Annotated in this window: 19 protein-coding genes; 11 read left to right on the top strand and 8 right to left on the bottom strand. The window is 68.9% G+C overall.

From position 1 onward, the window contains the following. Positions 1–22: 22 nt before the first annotated feature. Complete coding sequence (locus WS57_RS06305) at positions 23–991, bottom strand: ABC transporter substrate-binding protein (protein ID WP_059517494.1); 969 nt, start codon at positions 989–991, stop codon at positions 23–25. 269 nt (positions 992–1260) lie between these two features. Between WS57_RS06305 and WS57_RS06300 the strand changes: the two genes are divergently transcribed. From WS57_RS06300 to WS57_RS06290, 3 genes are all read left to right on the top strand, one after another. Next, positions 1261–2187, top strand: a complete 927-nt coding sequence (locus WS57_RS06300; protein ID WP_059517124.1) for a serine aminopeptidase domain-containing protein — start codon at positions 1261–1263, stop codon at positions 2185–2187. After that, positions 2184–2615 carry a MarR family winged helix-turn-helix transcriptional regulator gene (locus WS57_RS06295; protein WP_040129162.1) on the top strand — a complete coding sequence of 144 codons (432 nt, stop codon included), beginning with the start codon at positions 2184–2186 and terminating at the stop codon, positions 2613–2615. Before WS57_RS06300 ends, WS57_RS06295 begins: the two co-directional genes overlap by 4 nt. 496 nt (positions 2616–3111) lie before the next feature. Further along, a complete protein-coding gene (locus WS57_RS06290) occupies positions 3112–4557 on the top strand; it encodes a sialidase family protein (protein ID WP_059517126.1) in 1446 nt (481 codons plus the stop codon). Between the two features lie 70 nt (positions 4558–4627). On the opposite strand, the gene adhP is transcribed toward WS57_RS06290, so the two are convergent. Further along, a complete protein-coding gene (gene adhP / locus WS57_RS06285) occupies positions 4628–5656 on the bottom strand; it encodes an alcohol dehydrogenase AdhP (RefSeq protein WP_009695325.1) in 1029 nt (342 codons plus the stop codon). Between the two features lie 348 nt (positions 5657–6004). On the opposite strand from adhP, the gene WS57_RS06280 reads away from it, so the two are divergent. The 3 genes from WS57_RS06280 (at position 6005) to otsA (ending at position 11901) form a co-directional block, all read left to right on the top strand. Continuing rightward, complete coding sequence (locus tag WS57_RS06280) at positions 6005–8089, top strand: TonB-dependent receptor (RefSeq protein WP_236871908.1); 2085 nt, start codon at positions 6005–6007, stop codon at positions 8087–8089. Between the two features lie 379 nt (positions 8090–8468). Further along, positions 8469–10091 carry a methyl-accepting chemotaxis protein gene (locus tag WS57_RS06275; protein ID WP_196482437.1) on the top strand — a complete coding sequence of 541 codons (1623 nt, stop codon included), beginning with the start codon at positions 8469–8471 and terminating at the stop codon, positions 10089–10091. A gap of 412 nt (positions 10092–10503) precedes the next feature. Then, positions 10504–11901, top strand: a complete 1398-nt coding sequence (otsA, locus tag WS57_RS06270; protein ID WP_040129158.1) for an alpha,alpha-trehalose-phosphate synthase (UDP-forming) — start codon at positions 10504–10506, stop codon at positions 11899–11901. A gap of 24 nt (positions 11902–11925) precedes the next feature. Here otsA and ftsH read toward each other — a convergent pair whose 3' ends face one another. Continuing rightward, positions 11926–13893: an ATP-dependent zinc metalloprotease FtsH gene (gene ftsH / locus WS57_RS06265; RefSeq protein ID WP_069243902.1), complete on the bottom strand. Its 1968-nt coding sequence runs from the start codon at positions 13891–13893 to the stop codon at positions 11926–11928. 452 nt (positions 13894–14345) lie between these two features. Between ftsH and WS57_RS06260 the strand changes: the two genes are divergently transcribed. Further along, positions 14346–16001, top strand: coding sequence for an acid phosphatase (locus tag WS57_RS06260; protein ID WP_069243901.1), 1656 nt, complete (start codon positions 14346–14348; stop codon positions 15999–16001). Positions 16002–16108: 107 nt separating this feature from the next. On the opposite strand, the gene WS57_RS06255 is transcribed toward WS57_RS06260, so the two are convergent. After that, positions 16109–17605 carry an FAD-dependent oxidoreductase gene (locus tag WS57_RS06255; RefSeq protein WP_069243900.1) on the bottom strand — a complete coding sequence of 499 codons (1497 nt, stop codon included), beginning with the start codon at positions 17603–17605 and terminating at the stop codon, positions 16109–16111. A gap of 246 nt (positions 17606–17851) precedes the next feature. Continuing rightward, entirely contained in the window at positions 17852–18061 is a 210-nt protein-coding gene (locus tag WS57_RS06250) for a hypothetical protein (RefSeq protein ID WP_040131725.1), read from the bottom strand. Between the two features lie 443 nt (positions 18062–18504). Between WS57_RS06250 and WS57_RS06245 the strand changes: the two genes are divergently transcribed. The 4 genes from WS57_RS06245 to WS57_RS06230 are packed head-to-tail and all read left to right on the top strand — an operon-like array spanning position 18505 to position 21626. Beyond that, a complete protein-coding gene (locus WS57_RS06245; protein WP_040131724.1) occupies positions 18505–18921 on the top strand; it encodes a nuclear transport factor 2 family protein in 417 nt (138 codons plus the stop codon). Between the two features lie 3 nt (positions 18922–18924). After that, positions 18925–19782: an SDR family NAD(P)-dependent oxidoreductase gene (locus WS57_RS06240; protein WP_069243899.1), complete on the top strand. Its 858-nt coding sequence runs from the start codon at positions 18925–18927 to the stop codon at positions 19780–19782. A gap of 58 nt (positions 19783–19840) precedes the next feature. Beyond that, the gene (locus tag WS57_RS06235) at positions 19841–20677 is read left to right on the top strand and encodes an SDR family NAD(P)-dependent oxidoreductase (protein ID WP_069243898.1); all 837 of its coding nucleotides are present in this window, start codon (positions 19841–19843) and stop codon (positions 20675–20677) included. Between the two features lie 40 nt (positions 20678–20717). Continuing rightward, positions 20718–21626 carry an NAD-dependent epimerase/dehydratase family protein gene (locus tag WS57_RS06230; RefSeq protein ID WP_059517144.1) on the top strand — a complete coding sequence of 303 codons (909 nt, stop codon included), beginning with the start codon at positions 20718–20720 and terminating at the stop codon, positions 21624–21626. Between the two features lie 102 nt (positions 21627–21728). Here WS57_RS06230 and WS57_RS06225 read toward each other — a convergent pair whose 3' ends face one another. From WS57_RS06225 to WS57_RS06215, 3 genes are all read right to left on the bottom strand, one after another. Further along, a complete protein-coding gene (locus tag WS57_RS06225; protein ID WP_069244346.1) occupies positions 21729–23594 on the bottom strand; it encodes a phosphoenolpyruvate carboxykinase (GTP) in 1866 nt (621 codons plus the stop codon). Positions 23595–24123: 529 nt separating this feature from the next. Beyond that, positions 24124–24900: a glucose 1-dehydrogenase gene (locus tag WS57_RS06220; RefSeq protein WP_059517146.1), complete on the bottom strand. Its 777-nt coding sequence runs from the start codon at positions 24898–24900 to the stop codon at positions 24124–24126. An 88-nt stretch (positions 24901–24988) separates the two neighbouring features. Continuing rightward, positions 24989–25744: an SDR family NAD(P)-dependent oxidoreductase gene (locus WS57_RS06215; RefSeq protein ID WP_059480332.1), complete on the bottom strand. Its 756-nt coding sequence runs from the start codon at positions 25742–25744 to the stop codon at positions 24989–24991. Positions 25745–25747: the final 3 nt, after the last annotated feature.

The following is a 25747-nucleotide window of genomic DNA, read 5'->3' as shown; positions in this document are numbered from 1 at the left end:
AAAGCGGTGCGCGCCGGCGCGGCTACTGCGCGGCGGCGGCTTTTCGCGCGCTCGGCGCGAACGCGCCCGCATACGAGCGGTCGAGCAGTTTCGACGTATCGTAGGCGGCCGGGATCACGCCGGCCTTGTGCAGGAAGTCGGCCGTGTTCTGCGCGTCCTTCGCGGCCGTCTCGTCGACCGGGCCCACGCGCTGGTGCGCGTTGTCGAGCCAGCGATACGCGACGTCCGGTTCGAGCTTCGCGCGCCTGGCCCACAGGTCCGCGTATTCGCGCGGATGGCTGTCGACCCATTGCCGCGCGGCAACCACACGCCGCAGGAAATCGGTGATCTCCGTTCGCTTGCCGGATGCGGCCTGCTCGTTCGCGGCGACGAAGCTCAGCGCGGGCATCAAGCCCTGCGCGGTCACGACCGGGCGCGCGCCCTGTCGCAGCGCAAGCGTGCTGACGAACGGCTCCCACAGCGACACCGCATCGACCGAGCCGTTCGCGAGCGCGTTGGTCGCGTCGATCGGCATCAGGTACGCGTACTTGACCGAGTCCGCGCGCAGCCCCGCATGTTCGAGCGCGCGCAGCACGAGCTGCTGGCTCCACGCGCCGCGCCATACGGCGATGGTCTTGCCCTGCAGGTCGGCCACGGTCCGCACCGGCGAATTCTTCGGCACGAGGATCGCGACGCCGTCGAGGCTTTGCCGCGACACCGCGACGACCTTCACCGGCGCGCCGCGCGCGGCCAGCGTGAGCAGCGCGGAATCGCCGAGAAAGCCGAGATCGATCGCATTGCCGTTCAGGCTTTCGGCGACGGGCGCGGCGGCCTGGAAATGCTTCCACTCGATCGTGTAAGGCAGGTCCTTGAGCACGCCCGACGCCTCCATCGACGCCTGGATGTTGAAGTAGTTCTGTTCACCGACGCGCAGCGTGACGGTGTCTTTCGCGATGCCCGGCTGCGCGGCGAGCGCCAGCAGGAGCGCCGTGACGATTCGGCTGAGCAAGATGATCTCCCGGAAGGTTGGCGGGCGGCCGCGCGGCGGCGGCACCCGTTGTCCGCCGGGCGCGACGGCCGGCGAACGGAATGGAACCGGTGACGATACGTCGATCCGCTTCATCAGACAAACGCAATATTCTGATATGCAAAGATGCAAAACTTTTATGAAGCCGGCGCCATGGCCGCGCCTGCTTTCGAGCGATTCCTCGACAGATATTTCGCGCACGAAATACATTCGCGACTATATTTCGCATACGAAACAACTGCCTGGAGCGCACGATGTCCGTTACCGCCGAACCCGTCGGCTTTACCGCCGCCGACGGCTATCCGCTGCGCGGCACGCTGTGGTTGCCAGCCGCCGCGCCGCGCGCGCTGGTGCTGATCCATCCGGCCACGGCGGTGCCGGAAAGGCTCTACGCCGGCTTCGCGCGCTTCCTCGGCGAGCGCGGCTTCGCGGCGCTGACCTACAACTATCGCGGCATCGGCGCGTCGCGGCCCGCCCGCCTGCGCACGTTGCGGGCGCGCATGCGCGACTGGGTCGATCTCGACGTCGAAGCCGCGACCGCGTGGGCGCGCCACGCGTTCGACGGGCTGCCGCTGCTCGCGGTCGGGCATAGCGTCGGCGGCCACGCGATCGGCCTGTCCGCCGGCTCCGCGCAGCTGCGCGCGGCCGTGATGGTCGCGTCGCACGCGGGCAGCACGCGGTTGATCGCGCACGCGGCGGAACGCCTGAAGGTGCGGCTGATCCTGCGCGTGCTCGGCCCGCTCGCGTCCGCGCTGCTCGGCTACGTGCCCGGCAAGCGGCTCGGGCTCGGCGAGGATCTGCCGGCCGGCGTGTTCCGCGAATGGAGCGGCTGGACCACGCTGCCGCGCTACTTCTTCGACGATCCGACGCTCGGCGCGGCCGAGCGCTTCGCGCGGCAGCGGCTGCCGATCCTCGCGCTCGGCTTCGACGACGATCCGTGGGCGAACCCCGCCGCGATCGACCTGCTGGTAAGCTACCTGACCCACGCGGCGGTCGAGCACCGCCAGGTCGATCCGCGCGCGGCGGGCAGCGGGCCGATCGGGCACATGGGCTTCTTCCGCAGCCGCCCCGGCGCGGTCCTGTGGCCCGGCGTCGCCGACTGGCTCGCGCAGGCGCTCGAAGCGCCGCCGCGCGACGCGGACCGCCCGTCCCTTTCCATTGCAGCCGGGAACCGAGCTTGAGCGAACATCGACGACTGTTTTTCCTGTTGAACGTCGGCCAGCGCCGCGTGCAGCGCTGGGTCGACCGCAAGGCGGAAGCCGACGCGCAGGCGAGCGCCGCGCAGGCCGGCGTGCTGTTCTACCTCGCGAAGCAGGACGGCGCGCTGACCGGCGAGGTCGGCGCGGCGCTGCAGCTGGCGCCGTCCGCGATGACGGGGCTGGCCGACCGGATGGCGAAAGCCGGCCTGATTGCGCGCCACGCCGATGCCGACGACGGCCGCGCGACGCGCCTGTACCTGACCGACGCAGGCCACGCGGCGCTCAAGCGTGCGCGCGTGGTGCTGCGCGAACTGAACGCGAAGCTGTGCGACGGGTTTTCCGACGCGGAACTCGACGTCGTCGCGCGCTGGCTGCATGCGTTGCAGGAACGCTTTCCGGGCGAACGCTGAAGCGCGTATCGCCAGCGGCATTCGCGCGCGCATCCGCTCGTCGTTCATCGCCGATCGAAAGCGATGGCGATTCTCGTTCTCGCTTCGGCCGCCTTCGTCGCGGCAAATTTTTCCCCGACATGCCCCGCCTCCGGCAACGCTTGCCGGCTACGCTCTGTTACAAAAAATCGCATCGCGCAGCGCATGCGGATCGCCTACATTGCAATCCACTCGACGCACGCGTCGTATGCCGGGCCGGCTTTTCCGTCGGGTCGACAGCGCGGACAGACCCGACAAGCAACGAGAATGAAAAGGAGTCTTGACCGAAGTGCTGGCGGTATCCAGCACACGCGGATCGCGATGGCTGAGGCGGCATGCTGAGCGACTCGCACCGGCGCTTTGCACTGCGGTGATGCGGTACGCCGACGCTCCGACGACCGGGCCCGCAGCATCGCGCACGGGCTCGCGCCGCCTGCCTGCCGCGCCATGCGATCCGCACGTCAACGAGGAGCAGTCCATGCGACGCACTATCGTGTCCCACCCGCTTGTCACCCGCCTGTCAGCCGCCATCGCGATGGCCGCAGCCGCCACCGCGCACGCCGAACCCGTGACGGTGTCCGGACCGAGCCCGTTTGCCGCCTGCACGATCGGCGGACCAGGCACGAACTACGTGAACGCCGAGGTCGAACCGTGGCTCGCGGTCAATCCGGCGAATCCGAACAACATGATCGGCGTATGGCAGCAGGATCGCTGGTCGAACGGTGGCGCGCACGGGCTGGTCGCCGGCTATTCGTTCGATGCGGGCGCAACCTGGGCACGCACGCCGCAGCCGTTCAGCGCATGCGCGCCCGGCGGCCTCGCGTACGAGCGCGCATCCGATCCGTGGGTATCGTTCGGGCCGGACGGCACCGCGTACTCGGTCTCGATTTCGTTCAACCAGTCGAACAACAGCAACGCGGTCGCGGCATCGGTATCGACCGACGGCGGGCAGACCTGGAGCAGCCCCGCGTTGCTGATCGCGAACAACGAGCCGACCACGCAGTTCTTCAACGACAAGGAATCGGTGACGGCCAACCCGGTCAAGGCCGGCACCGCGTATGCGGTCTGGGATCGTCTCGAGCTGCCGAACGGCAATCCGTACGCGAACCTGCATACGAAGGCGTATCGCGGGCCGACGCTGTTCTCGAAGACGGTCGACGGCGGCAAGACCTGGAGCACCGCGAAGGTGATCGTCAACGTGCCGTCGCGTCAGCAGACGATCGGCAACCAGATCGTCGTCGATCCGAAGAGCGGCACGCTCTACGACTTCTTCGACCTGATCCAGCCGCCGTTCAGCAAGGCGGCCGGCAAGGTCGCGTTCATCAAATCGACCGACGACGGCGCGAGCTGGACGAAGCCGCAGGTGATCGCCGGGCTGCAGACCGTCGGCGTGACCGATCCGAACACCGGCGAACCGATACGCACCGGCGACATCATTCCGGAGCCGGCGATCGACCCTGCGTCGGGGCAGCTGTACGTCGTCTGGCAGGACAGCCGCTTCAACGGCGGCCAGTACGACGAGATCGCGGTGTCGACGTCGAAGGACGGCGGCGCAAGCTGGAGCGCACCGATGCAGGTGAACACGCCGACCGGGCGCCCGGCATTCAATCCGTCGGTACGCGTCGACAATACGGGCGCCGTGATGGTCACCTACTACGACTTCCGCGACCTGCTCGCCGGCAATACGACGACGCTGCCGACCGGGTTCTGGCGCAAGATCTCGCATGACGGCGGCGCGACGTTCGCCGACGAACGTCGCGTCGGCGGCCCGTTCGACATGAAGCTCGCGCCGTACGCGGAGGGCTACTTCATCGGCGACTACCAGGGGCTCGACGTGTTGCCGTCGTCGTCGTTCCATCCGTTCTTCGTGCAGACCAACGCGGGCAACCTGACGAACCGCACCGACGTGTTCTTCGCGCCGTGATGCGCGCCTGAGCGCACGGCCGCCGCGACGATCTCGACGGATCGCCCGCGGCGGCCGCGACCGGTGCGCGTCAGTGCATCTCGGTCAGCACGACGCGCCCGTCGACCTTCCCTTCGCGCAGCTTCGCGAATACGTCGTTGATGTTGCCGAGCCGGTCGCGATGGATATGCGCGCGCACGAGGCCGTCGGCCGCGAAGTCGAGCGACTCCTGCAGATCGCGCCGCGTGCCGACGATCGAGCCGCGCACGGTGATGCCGTTCAGCACGGTCGAGAAGATCGGCAGCGGAAAATCGCCGGGCGGCAGGCCGTTGAGCGCCACCGTGCCGCCGCGCCGGACCATCCCGAGCGCCTGCGCGAACGCGCTGCGCGACACGGCCGTGACGAGCACGCCGTGCGCGCCGCCGATCTCCTTTCGGATCACCTGCGCCGGATCGTCGACCGACGCGTCGATCGTCAGCTGCGCGCCGAGCTGCCGTGCGAGCGCGAGCTTGTCCGGCGCGATATCGATCGCCGCGACGTGCAGGCCCATCGCCCGTGCGTACTGCACGGCGACATGCCCGAGCCCGCCGATGCCCGAGATTGCGAGCCACTGGCCGGGCCGCGTATCGGTCACGCGAATGCCCTTGTAGACCGTGACGCCCGCGCAGAGGATCGGCGCGATTTCGTCGAACCCGACCTGCGCCGGCAGATGGCCGACATAGTCGGGATCGGCCAGCACGTATTCCGCGTAGCTGCCATTCACCGAATAGCCGGTGTTCCGCTGCTCGTGGCACAGCGTTTCCCAGCCCGTGTGGCAGTACTCGCAATGGCCGCAGGCCGTATAGAGCCACGGCACGCCGACGCGGTCGCCCTCGCGCACGTGCGTGACGCCCGCGCCGACCGCCGCGACGATGCCGACGCCTTCGTGCCCGGGAATGAACGGCAGCGCCGGCTTGACGGGCCAGTCGCCGTCGGCCGCGTGCAGATCGGTGTGACAGACCCCGGACGCCTTGATGTTGACGAGAATCTGGCCGGGGCCGGGCGTGGGCACCGGCACTTCGTCGATCCGCAACGGCTCGCCGAAGGCATGCACCACGGCCGCTTTCATGGTTTGCGTCATGCGTCGCTCCTGTCTGGTCGATGAGCGAACCAGTATCCGTGCGGCGACGCCGATGACATTGATGAAAGTCAATCGAAGGGAAATGCCGCGCGGCCGCCCTCTGTTTCCGCCGGGATTGTGGTTGCCCGACAGAAACCGTACGGCGCGCCGACATCAAGCTTGGAATTTGTAATGATATAACATATCATTTCGCGTGCTCCGCCGCCTGACCTGCTGCATCCAGGGCGTCCGGACATTGCCGGGCCATGCTTCAACGGGTCGTTGCGCGCACAAGACGCAACAATATATCGTATCCAGACACGATCCGCATGGCCCGTTTCCGATTCGACTCCAACCGATTCACCAACCATGCGCGACCTCCCTCGTCTTTCGCTTCCTCCGCTCTCGCCGCTTTCGCTGATGCTGTGCGCCGCCGTCGCGCACGCCCAGGCCGATGGGGCCGCCGCACCGGCATCGCCGTCGACGCCGCCCGCGCCGCTCGCGCCGATCTTCGTGACCGCGAACCCGCTCGGCGACAACGAACTGATCGCGCCCACCGCGCAGCTGTCCGGCGACGCGCTCACGCGCCGCCAGGCCGATTCACTCGGCGAGACGCTGAACGGGCTGCCGGGCGTCTCGACCACCACGTACGGGCCGATGGTCGGCCGCCCGATCATCCGCGGGATGGACGGCGACCGGATCCGGCTGCTGCAGAACGGCGTCGCGGCCTACGACGCGTCGTCGCTGTCGTACGACCACGCGGTGCCGCAGGATCCGCTGTCGATCGAGCGCGTCGAGATCGTGCGCGGGCCGGCTGCGCTGCTGTATGGCGGCAATGCGGTCGGCGGCGTCGTCAACACGATCGACAACCGGATTCCGCGCGAGGCGATCGAAGGCGTGACGGGCGCGCTCGATGCGCGCTACGGCGGCGCGAACACCGTGCACGCGGGCGCCGCGCAGGTCGAGGGCGGCAACGGCCGCTTCGCGTTCCACGTCGACGCGTTCGACCGCGAAACCGGCAAGCTGCGGATTCCCGGCTACGCGCGCAGCAGCCAGCAGCGCGCGCTCGACGACCCCGATACGCCGCAGCCCTACGGCAGCGTGCCGAACAGTGACGGCCGCGTGCACGGCGGCGCGGTCGGCGCGTCGTACACCTGGGCCGACGGCTTCGCGGGCCTGTCGTACAGCGGCTACGAATCGAACTACGGCTCCGTCGCGGAAGACGACGTGCGGCTGCGGATGCGTCAGGAACGCCTCGCGTTCGCATCCGAGGTGCGCAACCTGAGCGGGCCGTTCACGAAGCTGAAATTCGACTTCGCGTACACCGACTACCGGCACAAGGAAGTCGACAACGGCGAAACCGCGACGACGTTCCGCAACCGCGGCTACGAGGCGCGCATCGAGGCGCGGCATCGCAAGATCGGCCCACTCGAAGGTGCGATCGGTGTCCAGTTCGGCCAGAACACCTTCTCCGCGCTCGGCGACGAAACGCTCGTGCCGTCGACGCGCACCAACAGCGTCGCGCTGTTCGGCCTCGAGGAATGGCAGGTCGCGCCGGCGTTGAAGCTGAGCTTCGGCGGCCGCTTCGAGCACGTGAAGGTCGATCCCGATCCGGCCGGCGTCGAGAAATTCGCGGGTGCGCAGTCGCGCGACTTCAATGCGGGCAGTGTGTCGGCCGGCGCGCTGTTCTCGTTGACGCCGACATGGTCGATCGCCGCGAACGTCGCCTATACCGAGCGTGCGCCGACCTTCTACGAGCTCTACTCGAACGGCCCGCACGATGCGACGGGCCAGTTCCTGATCGGCAACCCGAACGCGTCGAAGGAAAAGGCGGTATCGACGGACCTGTCGCTGCGCTACGCGAGCGGCCCGAATCGCGGCAGCGTCGGCGTGTTCTACAACCGCTTCTCGAACTACCTGACCGAGTACAACACCGGCCGCGTCGTCGACGACGACGGCGAACCCGTCGCGCGCGGCACCGACGGCTCGCTCGACGAGGCCGTCTATCGCGGCGTGCGCGCCGAGTTCTACGGCGTCGAACTGGACGGCAAGTATCGCGTGTTCGCGCAGCGCGGCCATACGGTCGACCTCGAACTGACCGCCGACTACACGCATGCGCGCAACGTCGACACGGGCCAGCCGCTGCCGCGCATCGCGCCGCTGCGCGCGACGCTCGCGGCCGACTACGGCTACGGGCCGTTCGGCGCGCGTGCGCAGCTCACGCACGCGTGGTCGCAGCATCGCGTGCCCGACAACGACTTCCCGACCGACGGCTATACGTCGCTCGGCGTGATGCTGACCTACAAGTTCCGCGTCGGCCCGACGCACTGGCTCGCGTACCTGCGCGGCGACAACCTGACGAACCAGGACATCCGCTATGCGACCTCGGTCGTGCGCGGCTTCGCACCGGAAGGCGGCCGCAGCGTGATGGCCGGACTGCGGACGACGTTCTGACCGAAGGGCGTCCCGCGGCCGCTGCCGCGGGTGCGGGACGCATCCCCGTTGTTTTCAATCGCATCATTCCCTCAATTAACCGAATCAAAATGATCGACCGGTTAATTCATTGCGCGCCGATTCTGATCTTCGGCATAAAACCCGCTGCGCCATTCGAATATGAACACTCGAATCACGGGTGAACGAAAACCGCTTCGAAACAGCGCGAAACCGCGCGTCCGCCGGGGTTTTCGCGTAATAGAAATATAAAAATCAGGGTTTCCGACGAGTCAAGAACGACGGGAAATACCCGTTAAAGACGGCACGAGCGCGCCCGCTCGAACCATAAATTCCCATCGTCCACCACTCGCGCAAGAGGCCCACCGTGAAAATCGCCAGAATGACCATCAAAGCAAAACTGCTTGGCGGCTTCGGCCTGCTCGCCGCGATCGTCATGATCGTGTCGGGCATGGCGCTCAAGGCACTGTCCGATACGAACGACGAGTTTTCCCGGTACATGAACGGCGTCAACGCGCGCGCACGCCTGGCCGCGCAGATCCGCACGGCGGTCGACCGGCGCGCGATCGCCGCGCGCGACCTCGTGCTCGTGACCAAGCCGTCCGACGTCGAACTCGAACTGGCCGAAGTGCAGCAGGCGCACCGCGACGTGCAGGACCATCTCGCGAAACTCAAGGACCTGATCGCGAATGCGAACGATACGACCGAGCGTGCACGCGAACTGGTCGGCGAAATCGCGCGCGTCGAATCGAGCTACGGACCCGTGGCGCTGCATATCGTCGGGCTCGCGCAGGCCGGCAAGAAGGACGAGGCGATCACCGAGATCGACGAGCACTGCCGCCCGCTGCTCACGCAGCTCGTGCGCGCAACCGATGCGTATGCGAGCTATACGCACGAACGCGAGCTCGCGATCGCGCAGTCGTTCGCGGACCGCTACGCGAGCGGGCGCAACCTGCTCGCGGGCATTTGCGCGGCTGCGCTCGCGCTCGCGATGGGCGGCGGCCTGTGGTTGACGCGCCGCATCACGACGCCGATCGTCGCCGCGGTCGAGGTTGCGCGCACGGTCGCGAACGGCGATCTCGGCAGCAATATCCGCGTGACCGGCAACGACGAGACGCGCGACCTGCTCGATGCGCTGCGCACGATGAACGAGCGGCTGATCGACATCGTCGGGCGCGTGCGCGATTCGTCGAACAGCATCGCGCATGCGGTCGGCGAGATCGCATCGGGCAATCTCGACCTGAGCCAGCGCACCGAGGAACAGGCCTCGTCGCTGCAGGAAACGGCCGCGACGATGGAGGAATTCACGTCGACCGTGCGGCTCAATGCGGAGAATGCGCAGCAGGCGAGCACGCTGGCCGCCAACGCGTCGGAGGTCGCACAACGCGGCAGCAGCGTGGTCGGACGCGTCGTCGACACGATGACGGAGATCGGCCAAAGCTCGTCGAAGATCGCGGACATCACCGGCATCATCGAGGGCATCGCGTTCCAGACCAACATCCTCGCGCTGAACGCGGCGGTCGAAGCGGCGCGCGCGGGCGAACAGGGCCGCGGCTTCGCGGTCGTCGCGAGCGAAGTGCGCAGCCTCGCGCAACGCTCGTCGACCGCGGCGAAAGAGATCAAGGAACTGATTTCCGCATCGGTGCAGACGATCCAGGACGGCTCAGCACTCGCCGGCGAAGCCGGCAAGACGATGGCCGACGTCACGCAGGCCGTCGCGCGCGTGACGGACATCATGGGCGAGATCGCGGCCGCATCGGCCGAACAGAGCCGCGGCATCGACCAGGTGAACCTGACCATCACGCAGATGGACCAGACGACGCAGCAGAACGCCGCGCTCGTCGAGCAGGCCGCGGCCGCGTCGAAATCGCTCGAGGCGCAGGGGCAGGAGTTGTCCGGAACCGTGTCGGCGTTCCGGATGCCGGCCGGTACGACCGTGTCGGCACCGTCCGGCGCGCAGGCTCGTGCGGCCGGCACGCCGCACTGGCACGCCGCGACCGCGTAACGCCGGCCGCGACGCAGGCGCGACGCCGGTAACGGCATCGGCGCCCACGATGCCATCACGCATCATGCTGCGCGCGTCGCCGCGCAGCATGCCTCGTCCGGCCGCGGCGCACCGCCGGACGCACGCACCGACGCCCGTGCCGGCGGCGGCCGAAGCGCATGCGCAAGATTCGATCCCGCCCGCGCCGCGCGTGCCGCGCGAAACATCGTCCGCGCCCCGCTCGCCTGCGCGGACTTTTAAAACAGGCGAATGGCGAGTATCCTAAAAAAGCACTCCCCGTTCGGACGGCGAATCGCGTGCCCTGACTCCCGTCCGATCGTATTGCGGCCCATCGCGCGCAGCGCGCCTTTGGCGGCATCTGCTGCGCGCCCGGCCGCACGAACCTTTCCCCCAACCATTGTCAGGAGAGCTGGTGAGCCGTCTCGTCGTCGTATCCAATCGCATCGCAGATCCCCGCAAAGCCGCGGCGGGCGGCCTTGCCGTCGCCGTGAAGGACAGCCTGCAGGAAACCGGCGGCGTCTGGTTCGGCTGGAGCGGCAGGCTACGCGGCGACGACCAGCCCGCGGGCAGCGACGAGGTGCAGATCCAGAACGTCGGCGGCATCCAGCTCGCGACGATCGATCTCGATCCGCAGGATTACGACGCGTACTACCTCGGTTATTCGAACAACGTGCTGTGGCCGGTGTTTCACTATCGGCTCGATCTCGCGCAGTTCGACCGGCGATTCGCGGACGGCTACCGGCGCGTGAACCAGTTGTTCGCGCGCAAGCTGCGCTCGCTGCTGCGGCCCGACGATGTCGTGTGGGTGCACGACTACCAGCTGATTCCGCTGGCCGCCGAACTACGCGCGATGGGCTGCGCGAACCCGATCGGCTTTTTCCTGCACATCCCGATGCCGCCGCCGCCGATCATGGCGGCGATTCCGGAACACGAATGGCTGATGCGCTCGCTGTTCGCGTACGACCTCGTCGGCTTCCAGACCGAATCGGACCTGCTGCACTTCGAGCATTACGTCGAAGCGGAAGCCGGCGCCGCGCGGCTGCCGGACGGCCGCCTGCAGGCATTCGGCCGCACGCTGTCGGCCGGCGCGTTTCCGATCGGCATCAACGTCGACGAATTCGCGGCGCTGGCCGACGATCGCGACGGCATCGACATGTTCGAGCGGATGCGCGACGAGTATTCGCGCCGCCAGCTGCTGGTCGGCGTCGACCGGCTCGACTATACGAAGGGCCTGCCGCAGCGCGTGCATGCGTTCCGTCAGTTGCTCGAACAGTATCCGGAAAACCGCGACCGCGCGACGCTGATCCAGATCGCCGCGCCGAGCCGCGAGGATCTCGGCGCCTACGACGATCTGCGCCGCGAGATGGACAGCCTGTGCGGCGCGATCAACGGCGACTACGGCGAGCTCGAATGGATGCCGATGCGCTACATCCACCGCACCGTCGCGCGCAAGCGCCTGCCGGGCCTCTATCGCGCGAGCCGCGTCGCGCTCGTCACGCCGTTGCGCGACGGGATGAATCTCGTCGCGAAGGAATTTCTCGCCGCGCAGGACGAGGCCGATCCGGGCGTGCTCGTGCTGTCGCGCTTCGCGGGTGCGGCCGAGCAGTTGAAGGAAGCGTTGCTCGTCAATCCGTACGATACGCAGGGCACCGCGCAGGCGATCCAGCGCGCGCTCGCGATGCCGCTCGACGAACGCCGGCAGCGTCACTCGGCGTTGATGACGACGCTGCGCAAGACCGACGTGCACTGGTGGCGCACGCGTTTTCTCGAAGCGCTCGCGGAAGCGGCCGAAGTCGCCGACGCAATCTGACCGGCTGCGCGCGGCCGCGCACTTTCAACGATCGCGCTGGCGCGGCGGCCCGCAGGCGACGAAGTCGCGCTCCACCGCCGACGCATGCTCCGCCCCGCCCGTCCCGCCCCGCGTATCGGCCTCCGCATGGCCGACTTCGGGCTCCTCAGGTTCGCTGCGCCCGTCGATCAAGGCCTGCAACGCCTCGCGTTCGAGCACCTCGCACTGCAGCAGCCGCTGCGCGATCCGTTCGAGCGCGTCGCGCCGCTCGTCGAGCGTCGCCGCGACCCGCGCATGCGCGTCGGCCAGCAGCGTGCGCACCTCGTCGTCGATCAGCCGTGCGGTATGTTCGCTGCAGCGGCCGTCGCCGGGGAGGCGCGGGTCCTGCAGGCCCGGATGCGCGCCGTCGTCGAAGGTCGCGAGCCCGAGCCGCTCGCTCATCCCGTACTGCATGACCATGTGCCGCGCCATCGCGGTCGCGCGTTCGAGATCGTTCTGCGCGCCCGTCGATACGTCGCCGAACACGAGTTCTTCCGCGACCCGCCCGCCGAGCAGCACGTCGACGCGATCGAGCAGTTCGCTCCTGCGCAGCACGTAGCGGTCCTCGGTCGGCACCTGCTGCGTATAGCCGAGCGCCGCGACGCCGCGCGGGATGATCGACACCTTCTTCACCGGATCGCAATGTGCGCGGCTTTGCGCGACGAGCGCATGGCCCGCCTCGTGATACGCGATCGTCACCTTCTCCTGCTCGTTCATCACGCGGCTCTTGCGCTCCATCCCCGTCATCGCGCGATCGATCGCCTCGTCGAAGTCCGCCATCCCGATCGCCGTCTTGCCGAGTTCGGCCGCATGCAGCGCGGCCTCGTTGACGACGTTCGCGAGATCGGCCCCGACGAAGCCCGGCGTGCGCGACGCGAGCTCGCCGAGATCGACGTCGGCCGCGAGCTTCACGCGCTTCACGTGCACGTCGAGAATCTGCCGGCGGCCATTCAGGTCGGGCCGGTCGATCGCGATGTGGCGGTCGAAGCGGCCGGGGCGCAGCAGCGCGGGATCGAGGATCTCGGGCCGGTTCGTCGCGGCCATGATGATCACGCCGGAGTTGGCCTGGAAGCCGTCCATCTCGACGAGCAGCTGGTTCAGCGTCTGCTCGCGCTCGTCGTTGCCCGACATCGGACCGACGCCGCGCACCTTGCCGAGCGCATCGAGCTCGTCGACGAACACGATGCACGGCGCCTTCTGCTGCGCCTGCTCGAACAGGTCGCGCACGCGCGCCGCGCCGACGCCGACGAACATCTCGACGAACGCCGAGCCGCTGATCGAGAAGAACGGCACCGCCGCCTCGCCGGCCACCGCGCGCGCGAGCAGCGTCTTGCCGGTGCCGGGCGCGCCGACCACCAGCACGCCTTTCGGAATCTTGCCGCCGAGCCGCTGATAGCGCTCCGGATTGCGCAGGAACGCGACGATCTGCTGCAACTCGGCTTTCGCCTCGTCGATGCCGGCGATATCGTCGAACGTGATGCCGGTTTCCTGCTGCACGTACACGCGCGCGCGGCTCTTGCCCATCCCGCCGAAATCCTGCAGCCCGCCGCGCTTGCGCAGCAGCATCGTCCACACGAACACGAACGCGGCGAGCGGCAGCAGCCACGACGCAAGCGAGGCCAGCCAGCTCGTGTCAGGCGTGCCGTGATAGCGGATGCCGGCGGCCGTCAGCGCATCGATCAGATGGTCGTCGGTCACGCGGTCGGTCGTGAAGCGCCACGGCGTGCCGGCCGCCTTGACCGCCTCGGCCTCCGACGCCGGCAGCATCGCGCCCGCCTGCGGCATGCGCAGCGTGCCCGAGATCGAACTCTGGCCGACCTCGAGATCGTCGACGAGCCGCGCGGCGACGAGCCGGTGGAAATCGCTGTACGCGATCGACGTCGACGCCGGATGCAGCATCAGCAACTGCGCCACGAACAGCACGAAGAAACCCGCCGCGATCAGCAATCCCGGGTAATCGAATTTCCTGTCCATGGCATCGGGCCGACCGCCGGCTCAGGCTGTCGCGCACTCAGGCGCGAACCCGCGCGCACCCGCCGCGCGGCGTCGGCATGCGCGGGGAAGCGGAACTCGCACGATTCATCGTCGCCCCTCGTTTCGTCGCATCAATCACGCCGCGACGGCGCCTTCGGCAGCGCCGCCGGGCGGCTTTCGCCGGGTCGGCGCACCGCACGCGCCGACCGTCAATCCAAGTCTAGTCTGCACGCGCGCGTCGCGCATCGGCCCGCGCCCGGATGTGCGCGAGCCGACGAATGCCTTTCGCGGCCGGTCGCCGGCGCGTTATAGTCGCCTCCATGACAATTTGGTGACAGTTTCGCCGCTGCGGCCGGCCACCGTGGCGGCGGTTGCGATCCGGCCCGCGGCGCGGCAGCCTGTCCGGCGCCGCGCGATATCGAACGACCACGCCCATTCGAGGAGCCCAAGACGTGAACGACACCCCCGATCGCCCCGACGACCTGCCCGCCGATCCCGACCGCCGCCGCGTGCTCGGCGGCCTTGCCGCGTTCGGCGCGGGCATCGCGCTCGGCGGCTGCGAAACCGGTGCGCCGCGCTCCGCAGCCGAGCTGCGCGTCGACGAAGCGCTGCGCCATCACGTGCGCAACATCGTCGTGATCTACGCGGAAAACCGCAGCTTCGCGAACCTGTACGGCGACTTCCCCGGCGTGCTTCATCCGCTGAGCGACGTGCGTCCGGAACAGGCGCAGCAGCTCGACCGGGACGGCAAGACGCCGCTGCCGGTGCTGCCGAAGATCTGGGGCGGCCTCGTGCCGCAGGCGCAGGAAGTGGACGGCAAGCGCTACATGATCGCCGAGCGCGACATCGACAAACTGCCGAACGCGCCGTTCCGGATCGCCGACGCGCAGGGCAAGCCGCTGCCCAACGGCGTGATCACGCGCGACCTGTGGCACCGCTTCTACCAGAACCAGATGCAGATCGCCGCGGGCCGCAACAACCAGTTCGCCGCATGGGCCGATTCGGGCGGCCTCGTGATGGGGCATTACCGCAATTCGGCCGACACGCTGCGACTGTGGAATCTCGCGCGGCAATACACGCTGTGCGACAACTTCTTCATGGCCGCCTTCGGCGGCTCATGGCTCAACCACATGTTCCTGATCTCCGCGCAGGCGCCGCGCTATCCGGACGCGCACAAGCATCCGCACGCGGCGAAGCTGCTGTCGGTGGTCGAAGGCGACGACCCGACCGGCACGCGGCTGAAGCTCGCCGCCGATTCGCCGGCATCCGCGCTCGACGGTCCGCCGAAATTCGCGGGCGACGGCCCGCTCACGCCGGACGGCTACGGCGTCAACACGATGGCGCCGCCGTACCAGCCGAGCTACGTGCCGCCGCCCGCGCAGGGCAATCCCGCGTTCGCGGACCCGAACGACCATCGCGTGCTGCCGCCGCAGGCGTATGCGACGATCGGCGACCGGCTGTCGGAAAAGCACATCGACTGGGCGTGGTACAGCGGCGCGTGGCAGTACGCGCTCGAACATCGCGACACCGGCACCGTGCCCGATTTCCAGTACCACCATCAACCGTTCAACTATTTCGCGAATTTTGCGCCGGGCACCGACGCGCGCCGCCTGCATCTGCGCGACGCGGGGCTCGGCGACGATCCGGCGACCAACCGCTTCATCGCCGACATCGACGCGGGACGCCTGCCGCCCGTCGCGTTCTACAAGCCGCAGGGCAACCTGAACATGCATGCGGGCTATGCGGACATCGAATCGGGCGACCGCCACATCGCGACCGTGATCGACCATATCCGGCGCGGCCCGCAGTGGGAGCACACGGTGATCGTGATGACGCACGACGAGAACGGCGGCTGGTGGGACCATGTCGCGCCGCCGGTCGGCGACCGCTGGGGGCCGGGCTCGCGGATTCCGGCACTCGTGATCGCGCCGTTCGCGAAGCAGGGCTACGTCGATCACACGCTGTACGACACGAACTCGATCCTGCGCTTCATCAGCCGCGTGCACGGGCTCGCGCCGCTCGACGGTGTCGTCCATCGCGATCGCGCGTTCGCGTCGCGCGGGGCGACGCCGCCGGGCGACCTGACGAACGCGCTGGATCTGGGCTGACGCCCGCCCCACGCGCGCCGCGCCGAAACGACCGCGCCCCGGGCGCCCCGCGCGGCCCGGGGCGTCGTCGCCAATCGTGACGCGCGGTGAAGCGCGTTGAAGCGCGGCTACGCGGCGCTGCGCAACGCGTCGCGCGCCGCCTGCGCGGCGTGACGGCCGGCCTGCCGGCCGAAGAAGGTCGCATCGGCCAGCGACAGTCCCGAACTGTAGCCGGCGCCCCAGCGCGGCAGCCCGCACGCGGTGCGGCCGGCAGCGTAGAGGCCCGGCACCGGCGCACGCGTCGCGTCGACGACCTGCCCGGTCGGCAGCGTATCGAGCCCGCCGAGCGTGAAATGCGGATAGAACGCATAGTCGATCCGGCAGTCGAGCGCGACGAACGGCGGCTCGATCAGCGGCTTCAGCCACTTCCCCGCCTTGTGGAACAGCGGATCGACGCCTTCGGCCGCATGCCGGTTGTAGACTTCCACGGTCGCCGTCAGCGTGCCGGCCGGCATCTGCAGGTCGCGCTCGACTTCGTCCCACGTCTCGCCCGCAGCCGCGATTCCGATCCGCGCGATGGCCGGCGGCGCCTGGTACGTCGCCTGATCGACGAGCAGGTAGATGCGGTCGCCGGCCTGGTGGAACGCGTAATGGCCGGTCCGGCCGTGGTAGCCGTCCTCGTTGATGAAGCGCTGTCCGCGCGCGTTCACGAAAATGCCGCGGATCAGCGACTCGGGCGCATAGAACGGCAGGCTCACGAAGCCCTGGTCCATGTGGATCGCGGCGCCGCCCGCACTCTGGCCGAGCAGGATGCCGGAACCGTCGTCGCCGGGGCTGCCGATCGGTTCGTCCGAGCGCAGGAATTGCGGCGCATGCTGCCGCACCATGTCGCGATTCATCGCGAAGCCGCCGGCGCACAGGATCACCGCGCGCCGCGCGCGTACGCAGGCCGTCTCGCCATACGCGCGCAGCACGACACCGCACACCGCGCCACCGTCGTCGACGATCAGCGCGAGCGCACGCGTGTCGTAGCGCGTCGCGACGCCGAGCGCCTGCACGCGCTCGGCCAGCACGCGCATCAGCATCTGCCCGCCGCCCCAGCCCGGCCATTGCGGCGTGTGGCCGCGCGGACACGGCTTGGCGGCCTCGCTGAACGGCCAGGCCTCCTCGCTGCCGGACCAGATCAGGCAGTCGTCGGTTTCGGGCTCGACGATCCGCTCGGCGATGAAGGTGTTCTTGTACGTGAGCCCCTGCGCGACGAGCCAGTCGTGATGCGCGAGGCTCTGGTCCGCATAGAGCCGCACCTTCGCTTCGTCGACGTCGGGGCCGCCCGCCAGCATCAGGTAGCGGTACAAATCCGCGGTTTCGTCGCGAAAGCCGGCCTGCCGCTGCGCGGGCGTGCCGCCGCTGCCGCCGAGGTAGATCTCGCCGCCCGACAGCGCGCTCGTGCCGCCGTGGCTCGAGGCGCGCTCGACGATCAGCGTGTCGGCGCCGGCGCCGGCGGCTTCGATCGCCGCGCACGCACCGGCCGCGCCGAAGCCGACGATCACGACGTCGTGTTCGGCATCCCAGCGACGCACGTCGCGGGCGTTCAGGGGGCGAGTCAGGGAGTATTCGGATGACATGAAAATGAGTCGGCGTGAAGGAAATCGACGAGCCGCGCCGCCGGGATACGTCGGGCGACGCGTGGATGACGAGGCGTCGGCGCAGCGCGCGACGCCGTGAAAGCGGCTCGTGCATGCGCGAGCCGGTGATGCGGACGTGCGGCCGTCGCAGCGACGGCCACGTGTCGCGATGCGCGCGTGGCCGTGAGCCGTGCGAGCCGCACGCGCTCCCGCCATCGTCCGGCGAGGTGCGGCCGCGTCCCTGCGTTACATGCCGCGCAACGCGGCGAAACCGAAGTGCGACGGATCGATCGGCACGCAACCGCTCGGCAGGCCGTTCTGGTCGACCGACCGGCATTGCAGGATGCCGGCCGCATACGGCGGCGACGGCACCTGGTCGGCTCCGTAACGCGCCAACGCCATGGCGGCGAGCGTGGCCGCCGCGAATACGCCCAGCTTGCGATTCGTGAGTCTCATGATCGTCGTCCCCTCCGATTGGCCGCGCGTGCGGTGCGGGTCCGGCATGTCGCTGCAGCGCCGGATGACTGCACATTAGCGATCCGCTTCCCGCGGGCCATCGTCCGTTTCGACTAAGGACAAACGCTGAGTGCCTGCACGGCGTCGTGGCGCGTCGCAGCATGCCGAGCCCACGCCGATTCGTCCGATCGAATCGCGCGGCGCTGCCGCGCCCTGTTCCGTCGGTCGCGGCGAGCGTCGAACGCGGGCGGCATGCAGGCTGCAGCATTGCACCATCCCGTCGCGCGGTGGCGCTTCCCCGGTGTTTTCCCCGACCGGCAACCTGCTCCGTATGGATGATGAGCCGCGTGCGGGCCGATGCGAACCTGCGCGTCGGCATCCCGCATTCGCGGTGCATCCGTCCGATCTTTTCCGTTTTTTCCGTTCTTTCACGGGAGTACGGCATGACCGATTCACCTCCTCGCGACGCGCTGTACGAACTCGCGTGCCGCTATGCGCAGGCCGTCGATCGTCGCGACTGGCCGCGTCTCGCGACGCTGTTTACGCCCGATGCGCAGCTCGCCGGGCCCGGCTTCCGGTTCGACGATCGCGACGCGATCGTCGCCGGCATGAACGCGATCGCGCGCTACGAGACCACCCAGCATCACGTGCACAACCAGCTCGTCACGCTCGACGGCGGCGCGGCCGAGGTCGAGACCTACGGCGTCGCGTGCCACGTCTACGTGCGCGACGGCGTGAGGCGCAAGCTCGACTGGGGGCTGCGCTACCGCGACCGCTGCGTGTTCGACGGCGGCACGTGGCGTTTCGCCGCGCGCACGCTGCATGTCGACTGGTCGCAAGACCTGCCGCTGGAGGGCTGAACGATGCGCGCTTCGCTTCCCCTCGACGGCCGGACCGCGCTCGTGACGGGCGGCGCCGGCGGCATCGGCGCGGCCTGTGCGCACGCGCTGCTCGCGGACGGCGCAGCCGTCGTGCTGACCGGCCGCCGCCGCGACGCGCTCGAACGCGCACAGCGGCAGCTGACCGACGCGGTGCCGGGCGGCCGCGTCGCGATCCATGCGGGCGACGCCTGCGACGCGGACGATCTGCAGCGCGCGCTCGACGCCGCATGGGCGCTGAACGGCCGGCTCGACATCGCCGTGCCGACGGTCGGCGGCGCCGGCTTCAGGCCGCTGCTGATGCACGACGCCGACAGCTTTCGCGCCGAAATCGACCTGAACCTGCACAGTGCGTTCGTCGCGATCCGTCATGCCGCACCGCGGCTCGCCGACAGCGGCGGCGGCGCGATCGTCTGCATCTCGTCGACGGCCGCGCGGATCAACTTCCGCTGGCTCAGCGCGTACTGCGCCGCGAAAGCCGCGCTCGAAGCGCTCGTGCGCGGCGCGGCCGAGGAACTGGCCGGCGCGCGGATCCGCGTGAACGCGGTGCGTCCGGGCCTCACGCGCTCGGAAGCGACCGCGCCGATGTTCGACAACCGCGCGCTCGTCGACGCGTTTCTCGAACAGATCCCGCTCGGCACGCTCGGCGAACCCGAAGCGATCGCGCACGCGGTGCGCTATCTCGCGGGCCCCGAGTCGGGCTGGGTCACCGGCCAGAGCTTCGCGGTCGACGGCGGGCACGAACTGCGCACGAACCCGCGCGTCGACGACACGATCGCGCAGCTCTACGGCACGGCCGCGCTCGACGCGGTGAAAGCCGGCCGCGCGCCGGACGCCGCATGAGCGCGCGCCGGCTCGTCGCCGCGGCGCTTGACGTTTACCCGTTCGAAGGAGCGTATCGATGATTTCATACACCGGCAGGACCGTGCTGATCACCGGCGGCGGCGCGGGCATCGGCCGTGCGTGCGCGGAAGCGTTCGGCGCGGCCGGCGCGCGCGTCGCGGTGGCCGAGATCGACGCCGCCCGCGCGCAGGACGTCCGGCACGCGCTCGAAGCGGCAGGCGTCGAATCGCTGGTGCAGACCGTCGACGTCACGCGCCGCGACCAGGTCGACGCATTCGCGCGCGCGATCGATGCGCGCTTCGGCGGCCTCGACGTGCTCGTCAACAACGTCGGCGACTTCCTGCAGATCGCGAAGCCGTTCGACGACTGTACCGACGACGATATCGCGCGACTGTTCGACGTGAACCTGCGACAGGCATTCATCGTCACGCGCGCGATGCTGCCGCTGCTGCGCAAACGCGGCGCGGGCAGCAGCATCGTCGGCGTGTCGTCGATCGAGGGCTTTCGCGCGATTCCGAACTGCACCATCTACGCGTCGTTCAAGGCCGCGCTGACGGGCTTCACGAAAAGCCTGGCGCTCGAACTCGGGCCGGCCGGCATCCGCGTGAACCAGATCGCGCCCGAGACCACCGAGACGCCGCAGGTGCCGGTCGGCGCGATGGTCGCGGCCGAGCACCGCGACCACATCCCGCGCTGGATTCCGCTCGGACGCTTCGGCGCGGCCGGCGACATCGCAGGCGCCGCGCTGTTCCTCGCCAGCCCGCTCGCCGCCTGGATCACCGGCACGACGCTGCACGTCGACGGCGGCGCGCTCGCGGCGGCCGGCTGGTATCGCGACCCGAACGGCTTCTGGACGAACCTGCCCGTCGTCACGGGCAACGGCTTCGATTTCTGACCACGGAAGGCGGCGCGTCCGCGCGCCCAACGGAGACTTCATGAAGATCCTGATCATCGGCGGCACCGGCCTGATCGGCGGCCACGCCGCGCTGCACCTGCACGCGCAGGGCAACCACGTGACGCTCGCCGCGCGCAAGCCGCCCGCGGCCGGCAGCGCACTCGCGCAGTTCGACGTGCTGCTGCGCGACTACGTGGCCGGCGACTTCACGCGCGACGATCTCGCACCGTTCGACGCGATCGTGTTCGCGGCCGGCAACGACATCCGCCACCTGCCGCCCGGCACCGACGAAGCAGCTCACTGGGAACGCGCGAACGTCGATGCGGTGCCGCGCTTCTTTGCGCTCGCGCGCGACGCGGGCGTCGGGCGCGCGGTGCTGGTCGGCAGCTTCTATCCGCAGGTCGCGCCGGCGCTCGTCGACACGGTGCCGTACGTGCGTTCGCGCCATCTCGCGGACCAGCGCGTGCGCGCGCTCGCGACGCCGACGTTCGCGGTATGCAGCGTGAACGCGCCGTTCGTCGTCGGATCGGTGCCCGGCCTGCGCAACGAGATGTTCGCCGCGTACACCGGCTATGCGCAGGGCAAGCTCGCGGGCCTGCCCGTATACGGCCCGGCCGGCGGCAGCAACTTCATCTCGACCCGATCGTTGTCCGAAGCGATCTGGGGCGCATTGCAGCGCGGCGAAGCGGGCCACGCCTATCTGGTCGGCGACGAGAATCTCAGCTTTGCCGACTATTTCGCGGCGTTCTTCCGCGCGGCCGGCAATCCGCAGCCGGTGCCGTCGCTCGACCGGGAGCACCCGCTGCTGCCCGACATCGCGATCTATACGGGGCGCGGCAACGTGGTGTCGTACGAGCCCGATCCGGCCGAACTCGCGCTGCTGCGCTACCGGCGCGGCGACGTGCAGCGCGCGGTCGACGAAGTCGTCGCGCACTGCGGCGCAATGTAGCCGTTGCCTTCATGCGCGGCGAACCGCACGCCGATACGAAAACGTCCCGCCGCCGGCATTGCGTGCCGGCAACGGGACGTCAGCAAGCGCGACGGATCGCCGTCAGGCGTCGATGCGCTGCTCGATCTTCTTCATCGTGTCGATCAATTCGCCGGGCAGCCGCTGCTTCAGCGTATCGAACAGCGCCGCATGCAGCTTCAGCTCTTCGCGCCACTCGTTCGCGTCCATCGACGTGACCGCGTCGAACTGCGCGCGCGTGAAATCGAGCCCGTCCCAGTGCAGGTCGTCGTAGGACGGCGACACGCCGAACGCATGCTCGCTGCCGCCGCCGTTGCCTTCGAGGCGGTCGAGCATCCACTTCAGCACGCGCATGTTCTCGCCGAAGCCCGGCCACACGAACTTGCCGTTCGCATCCTTGCGGAACCAGTTCACGCAATAGATCTTCGGCAGCGTCGCGCCGGCGCCTTCGAGCTGCTTGCCGAGCTTCAGCCAGTGCGCGAAATAGTCGCTCATGTTGTAGCCGCAGAACGGCAGCATCGCGAACGGGTCGCGTCGCACGACGCCCTGCTGGCCCGCCGCCGCCGCGGTCGTCTCGGAGCCCATCGTCGCGGCCATGTACACGCCTTCGACCCAGTCGCGCGCTTCGGTGACGAGCGGCACGGTGGTCGAACGGCGGCCGCCGAAGATGAATGCATCGATCGGCACGCCGGCCGGGTTCTCCCAGTCCGCGTCGATCGACGGGCACTGCGCGGCCGGCGCGGTGAAGCGCGAATTCGGATGGGCGGCCTTGCGGCCGGTTGCCTTGCCGAGCTCGGGCGTCCACGGATTCCCCTGCCAGTCGGTCAGCTTCGCGGGCGGCGTGTCGGTGAGCCCTTCCCACCACACGTCGCCGTCTTCGGTCAGCGCGACGTTCGTGAAGATCACGTTTTCCTTCAGCGTCGAAATCGCGTTCGGGTTGGTCTTCTCGCCGGTGCCCGGCGCGACGCCGAAGAAGCCCGCTTCCGGATTGATCGCGTACAGGCGGCCGTCACGGCCCGGCTTCAGCCATGCGATGTCGTCGCCGATCGTCGTGACCTTCCAGCCGTCGAAGCCCTGCGGCGGAATCAGCATCGCGAAGTTGGTCTTGCCGCACGCGGACGGGAACGCGGCCGCGACGTGATACTTCTTGCCGGCCGGCGACGTCACGCCGAGGATCAGCATGTGTTCGGCGAGCCAGCCCTGGTCGCGGCCCATCGTCGACGCGATGCGCAGCGCGAAGCATTTCTTGCCGAGCAGCGCGTTGCCGCCATAGCCCGAACCGAAGCTCCAGATCTCGCGCGTCTCGGGGAAATGCACGATGTACTTGACCGGATTGCACGGCCACGGCACGTCCTGCTGACCGGCTTCGAGCGGATGACCGACGCTGTGCACGCACGGCACGAATTCGCCGTCCTCGCCGAGCACGTCGTACACGTCGCGGCCCATGCGCGTCATGATCCGCATGTTCACCGCGACATACGGGCTGTCGGACAGCTCGACGCCGATGTGCGCGATCGGCGAGCCGAGCGGGCCCATCGAGAACGGCACGACATACAGCGTGCGGCCGCGCATCGCGCCGCGGAACAGGCCGTCGAGCGTCTCGCGCATTTCGGCCGGCGCGATCCAGTTGTTGGTGGGGCCGACGTCGTCGGCCGATTCCGCGCAGATGAACGTGCGGTCCTCGACGCGCGCGACGTCGGACGGATCGGACTGCGCCAGATACGAATTCGGGCGCTTCGCCGGATTCAGGCGCCTGAGCGTGCCCTGGTCGACCATCGCCTGGCACAGCGCGTCGTTTTCCTCCTGCGAGCCGTCGCACCATACGATGCGGTCGGGCTCCGTGAGCGCGGCAATGCGCGCGACCCAGTCGATCAGCCCGCGATGTTTGACGAAAGCCGGGGGAGCGATCAGCGGGCCGTGCGTCGCTTCGGCCAGATTGTTTTGCGACATGAGCATGTCTCCAGATTATTGGGCGGGGATGGGGGATGCGGGGCGAGCCCGCCAGATGGGGAATGGGGGTGGAGCGCAGGTTGCGGCGACGCGCAGGACGGGACGCGCGAGCGGAGCGCGTGTCGATGCCGCGAGGCGAGAGAGAAGAAGCGATGTCTCTTTAGAGGGTGCGAACGCGAGTTTCGCCATGCAAGCAACCTGCCGTACAACTTCCATGAGGGCCAGCATACCATCGCCGATATTGCACGCGCGTTGCGTTGCAACAAGAAACAACTGTGACGTAGAACCGGCACGCGGGTTGCAGACAGGTTCTTTTTACGCGATCGGCGCACTCGCCGCCGGCCGAAGAAATCGCTGGAACGACCGTGCGCCAAGGGTTTCGCGAAAGCGGCAAATTTCTCCGCTGCAGATTCGCGCGTGCGCCGCGCGAACGTGCATCGGCCTTCTCCGTGTTTTCGCTACTCAGGCAAACCCTGAATTAGGTTGCGTACACAAACATCCCGCGCGGACGCATGCCGGGCGTCGGCGCTCAAAAAGGTGCGCCGGGCAATCCGGGGTAATACGCACCCGCGGCCATCCCGCCGTCGACCGACAGTTCCGCGCCGTTGCAGTACGACGCATCGTCGCTCGCGAGAAACAGCGTCGCCCGCGCGATTTCGTCGGGCAGGCCGATGCGCTGCAGCGGCACGTTCGCATAGTGCGGGTTGATCTCGTCGAGCGGCGCGCCGGTCGGATTCGACATCACGGTGTTCACGCCGCCCGGATGAATCGAGTTCACGCGCACGCCCCGATGGCCAAGTTCGAGCGCCGCGACCTTGGTCAGCCCGCGCACGCCCCATTTGCTCGACACGTAGGCGGCGAGCGCGTTGACGCCGCGCAGCCCGTCCACCGACGAAATATTGACGATCGACCCGCGCTGCTGCGCCATCATCTGCGGCGCGACCGTGCGGATGCCGACGAACGTGCCGACCAGATTGACCGATACGGCCCGCTCGAAATCGCGTTTCGACAACTCGGTGATCGCGCCGAACATCAGCACGGCCGCGTTGTTGACGAGCACGTCGATGCGGCCGAACTGCTCGACGGTCGCGTCGGCGACGCGCGCCCAGTTCGCTTCGTCGGCGACGTCGAGCCGCATGAAACGCGCGGCGTCGCCGAGTTCGCGCGCGAGCGCCGTGCCTTCCGCCTCGAGCACGTCGCCGATCACGACGCGTGCGCCTTCGGCGACGAACAACCTGCACGTCGCCTCGCCCATCCCGCGTGCGCCGCCGGTGACGATCGCCACCTTTCCTTCCAGCCGTCCCATTCTGTTCCCCTGTCAATGCCGGTTGCCGGTCGCCATGCGCATGCGCGCAGGTGCGGCCCGACACGCGATTGGCGAAGCGACCTCGCCTTTAGCCCCAGTACGCCTGCCCGCCGTCGAGCGGCAGCGTCGCGCCGGTCAGATATGCGGCGTCGCGGCTCGCGAGAAACACGATCGCGCGCCCGATGTCCTGCTCGCAGTCGCCGACGCGGCCGAGCGGAATCGTCCGAAAGAACGCGGCCGCCTCCTGCGGATTCGCGTCGATCCAGCCCTTCAGTCCCGGCGACAACGCATGCGGCGCGACCGCGTTCACGCGTATGCCGTCCGCCCCCCACTCGCATGCGGCCGCACGCGTGAGTGCACGTATCGCCTCCTTGGTCGCCGCATATGCGCCGTAGCCCGACGCATCCCAGCGCACCGCGGCCGACGACGCGAAATTGACGATCACGCCGTCGCCTTTCAGATGCGGATGGCACGCGCGCATCATGCGCAGCGTCGCGATCGGCCCCGATTCGAGCCCTGCAAGAAAATCCGTGTCGGTCACGTCGAGCAGGCGGCCGAGCGGCACGACCTGCGCGTTGTTGACCAGGATCTGCACGCCGCCGAAACGCTCGACGACCGCATCGACGCAGCGCGCGATCTGCGCGGCGTCCATCACGTCGCAGACGAACGGTTCCGCGACGCCGCCGCGCGCGCGGATCGCGTCGCAGGTCGTCACCAGCTTGCCGCGCGTGCGGCCGACCACCGCGACCTGCGCGCCTTCGGCCGCGAGCGCATGCGCGACGCCTTCGCCGACGCCCTGCCCCGCGCCCGTCACGAGCGCGACCTTGCCGTTCAGGATGCCCATGCG

Source organism: Burkholderia pseudomultivorans, assembly GCF_001718415.1.
GTDB lineage: Bacteria > Pseudomonadota > Gammaproteobacteria > Burkholderiales > Burkholderiaceae > Burkholderia > Burkholderia pseudomultivorans_A.
This window is presented reverse-complemented; position numbering and strand designations above follow the sequence as displayed.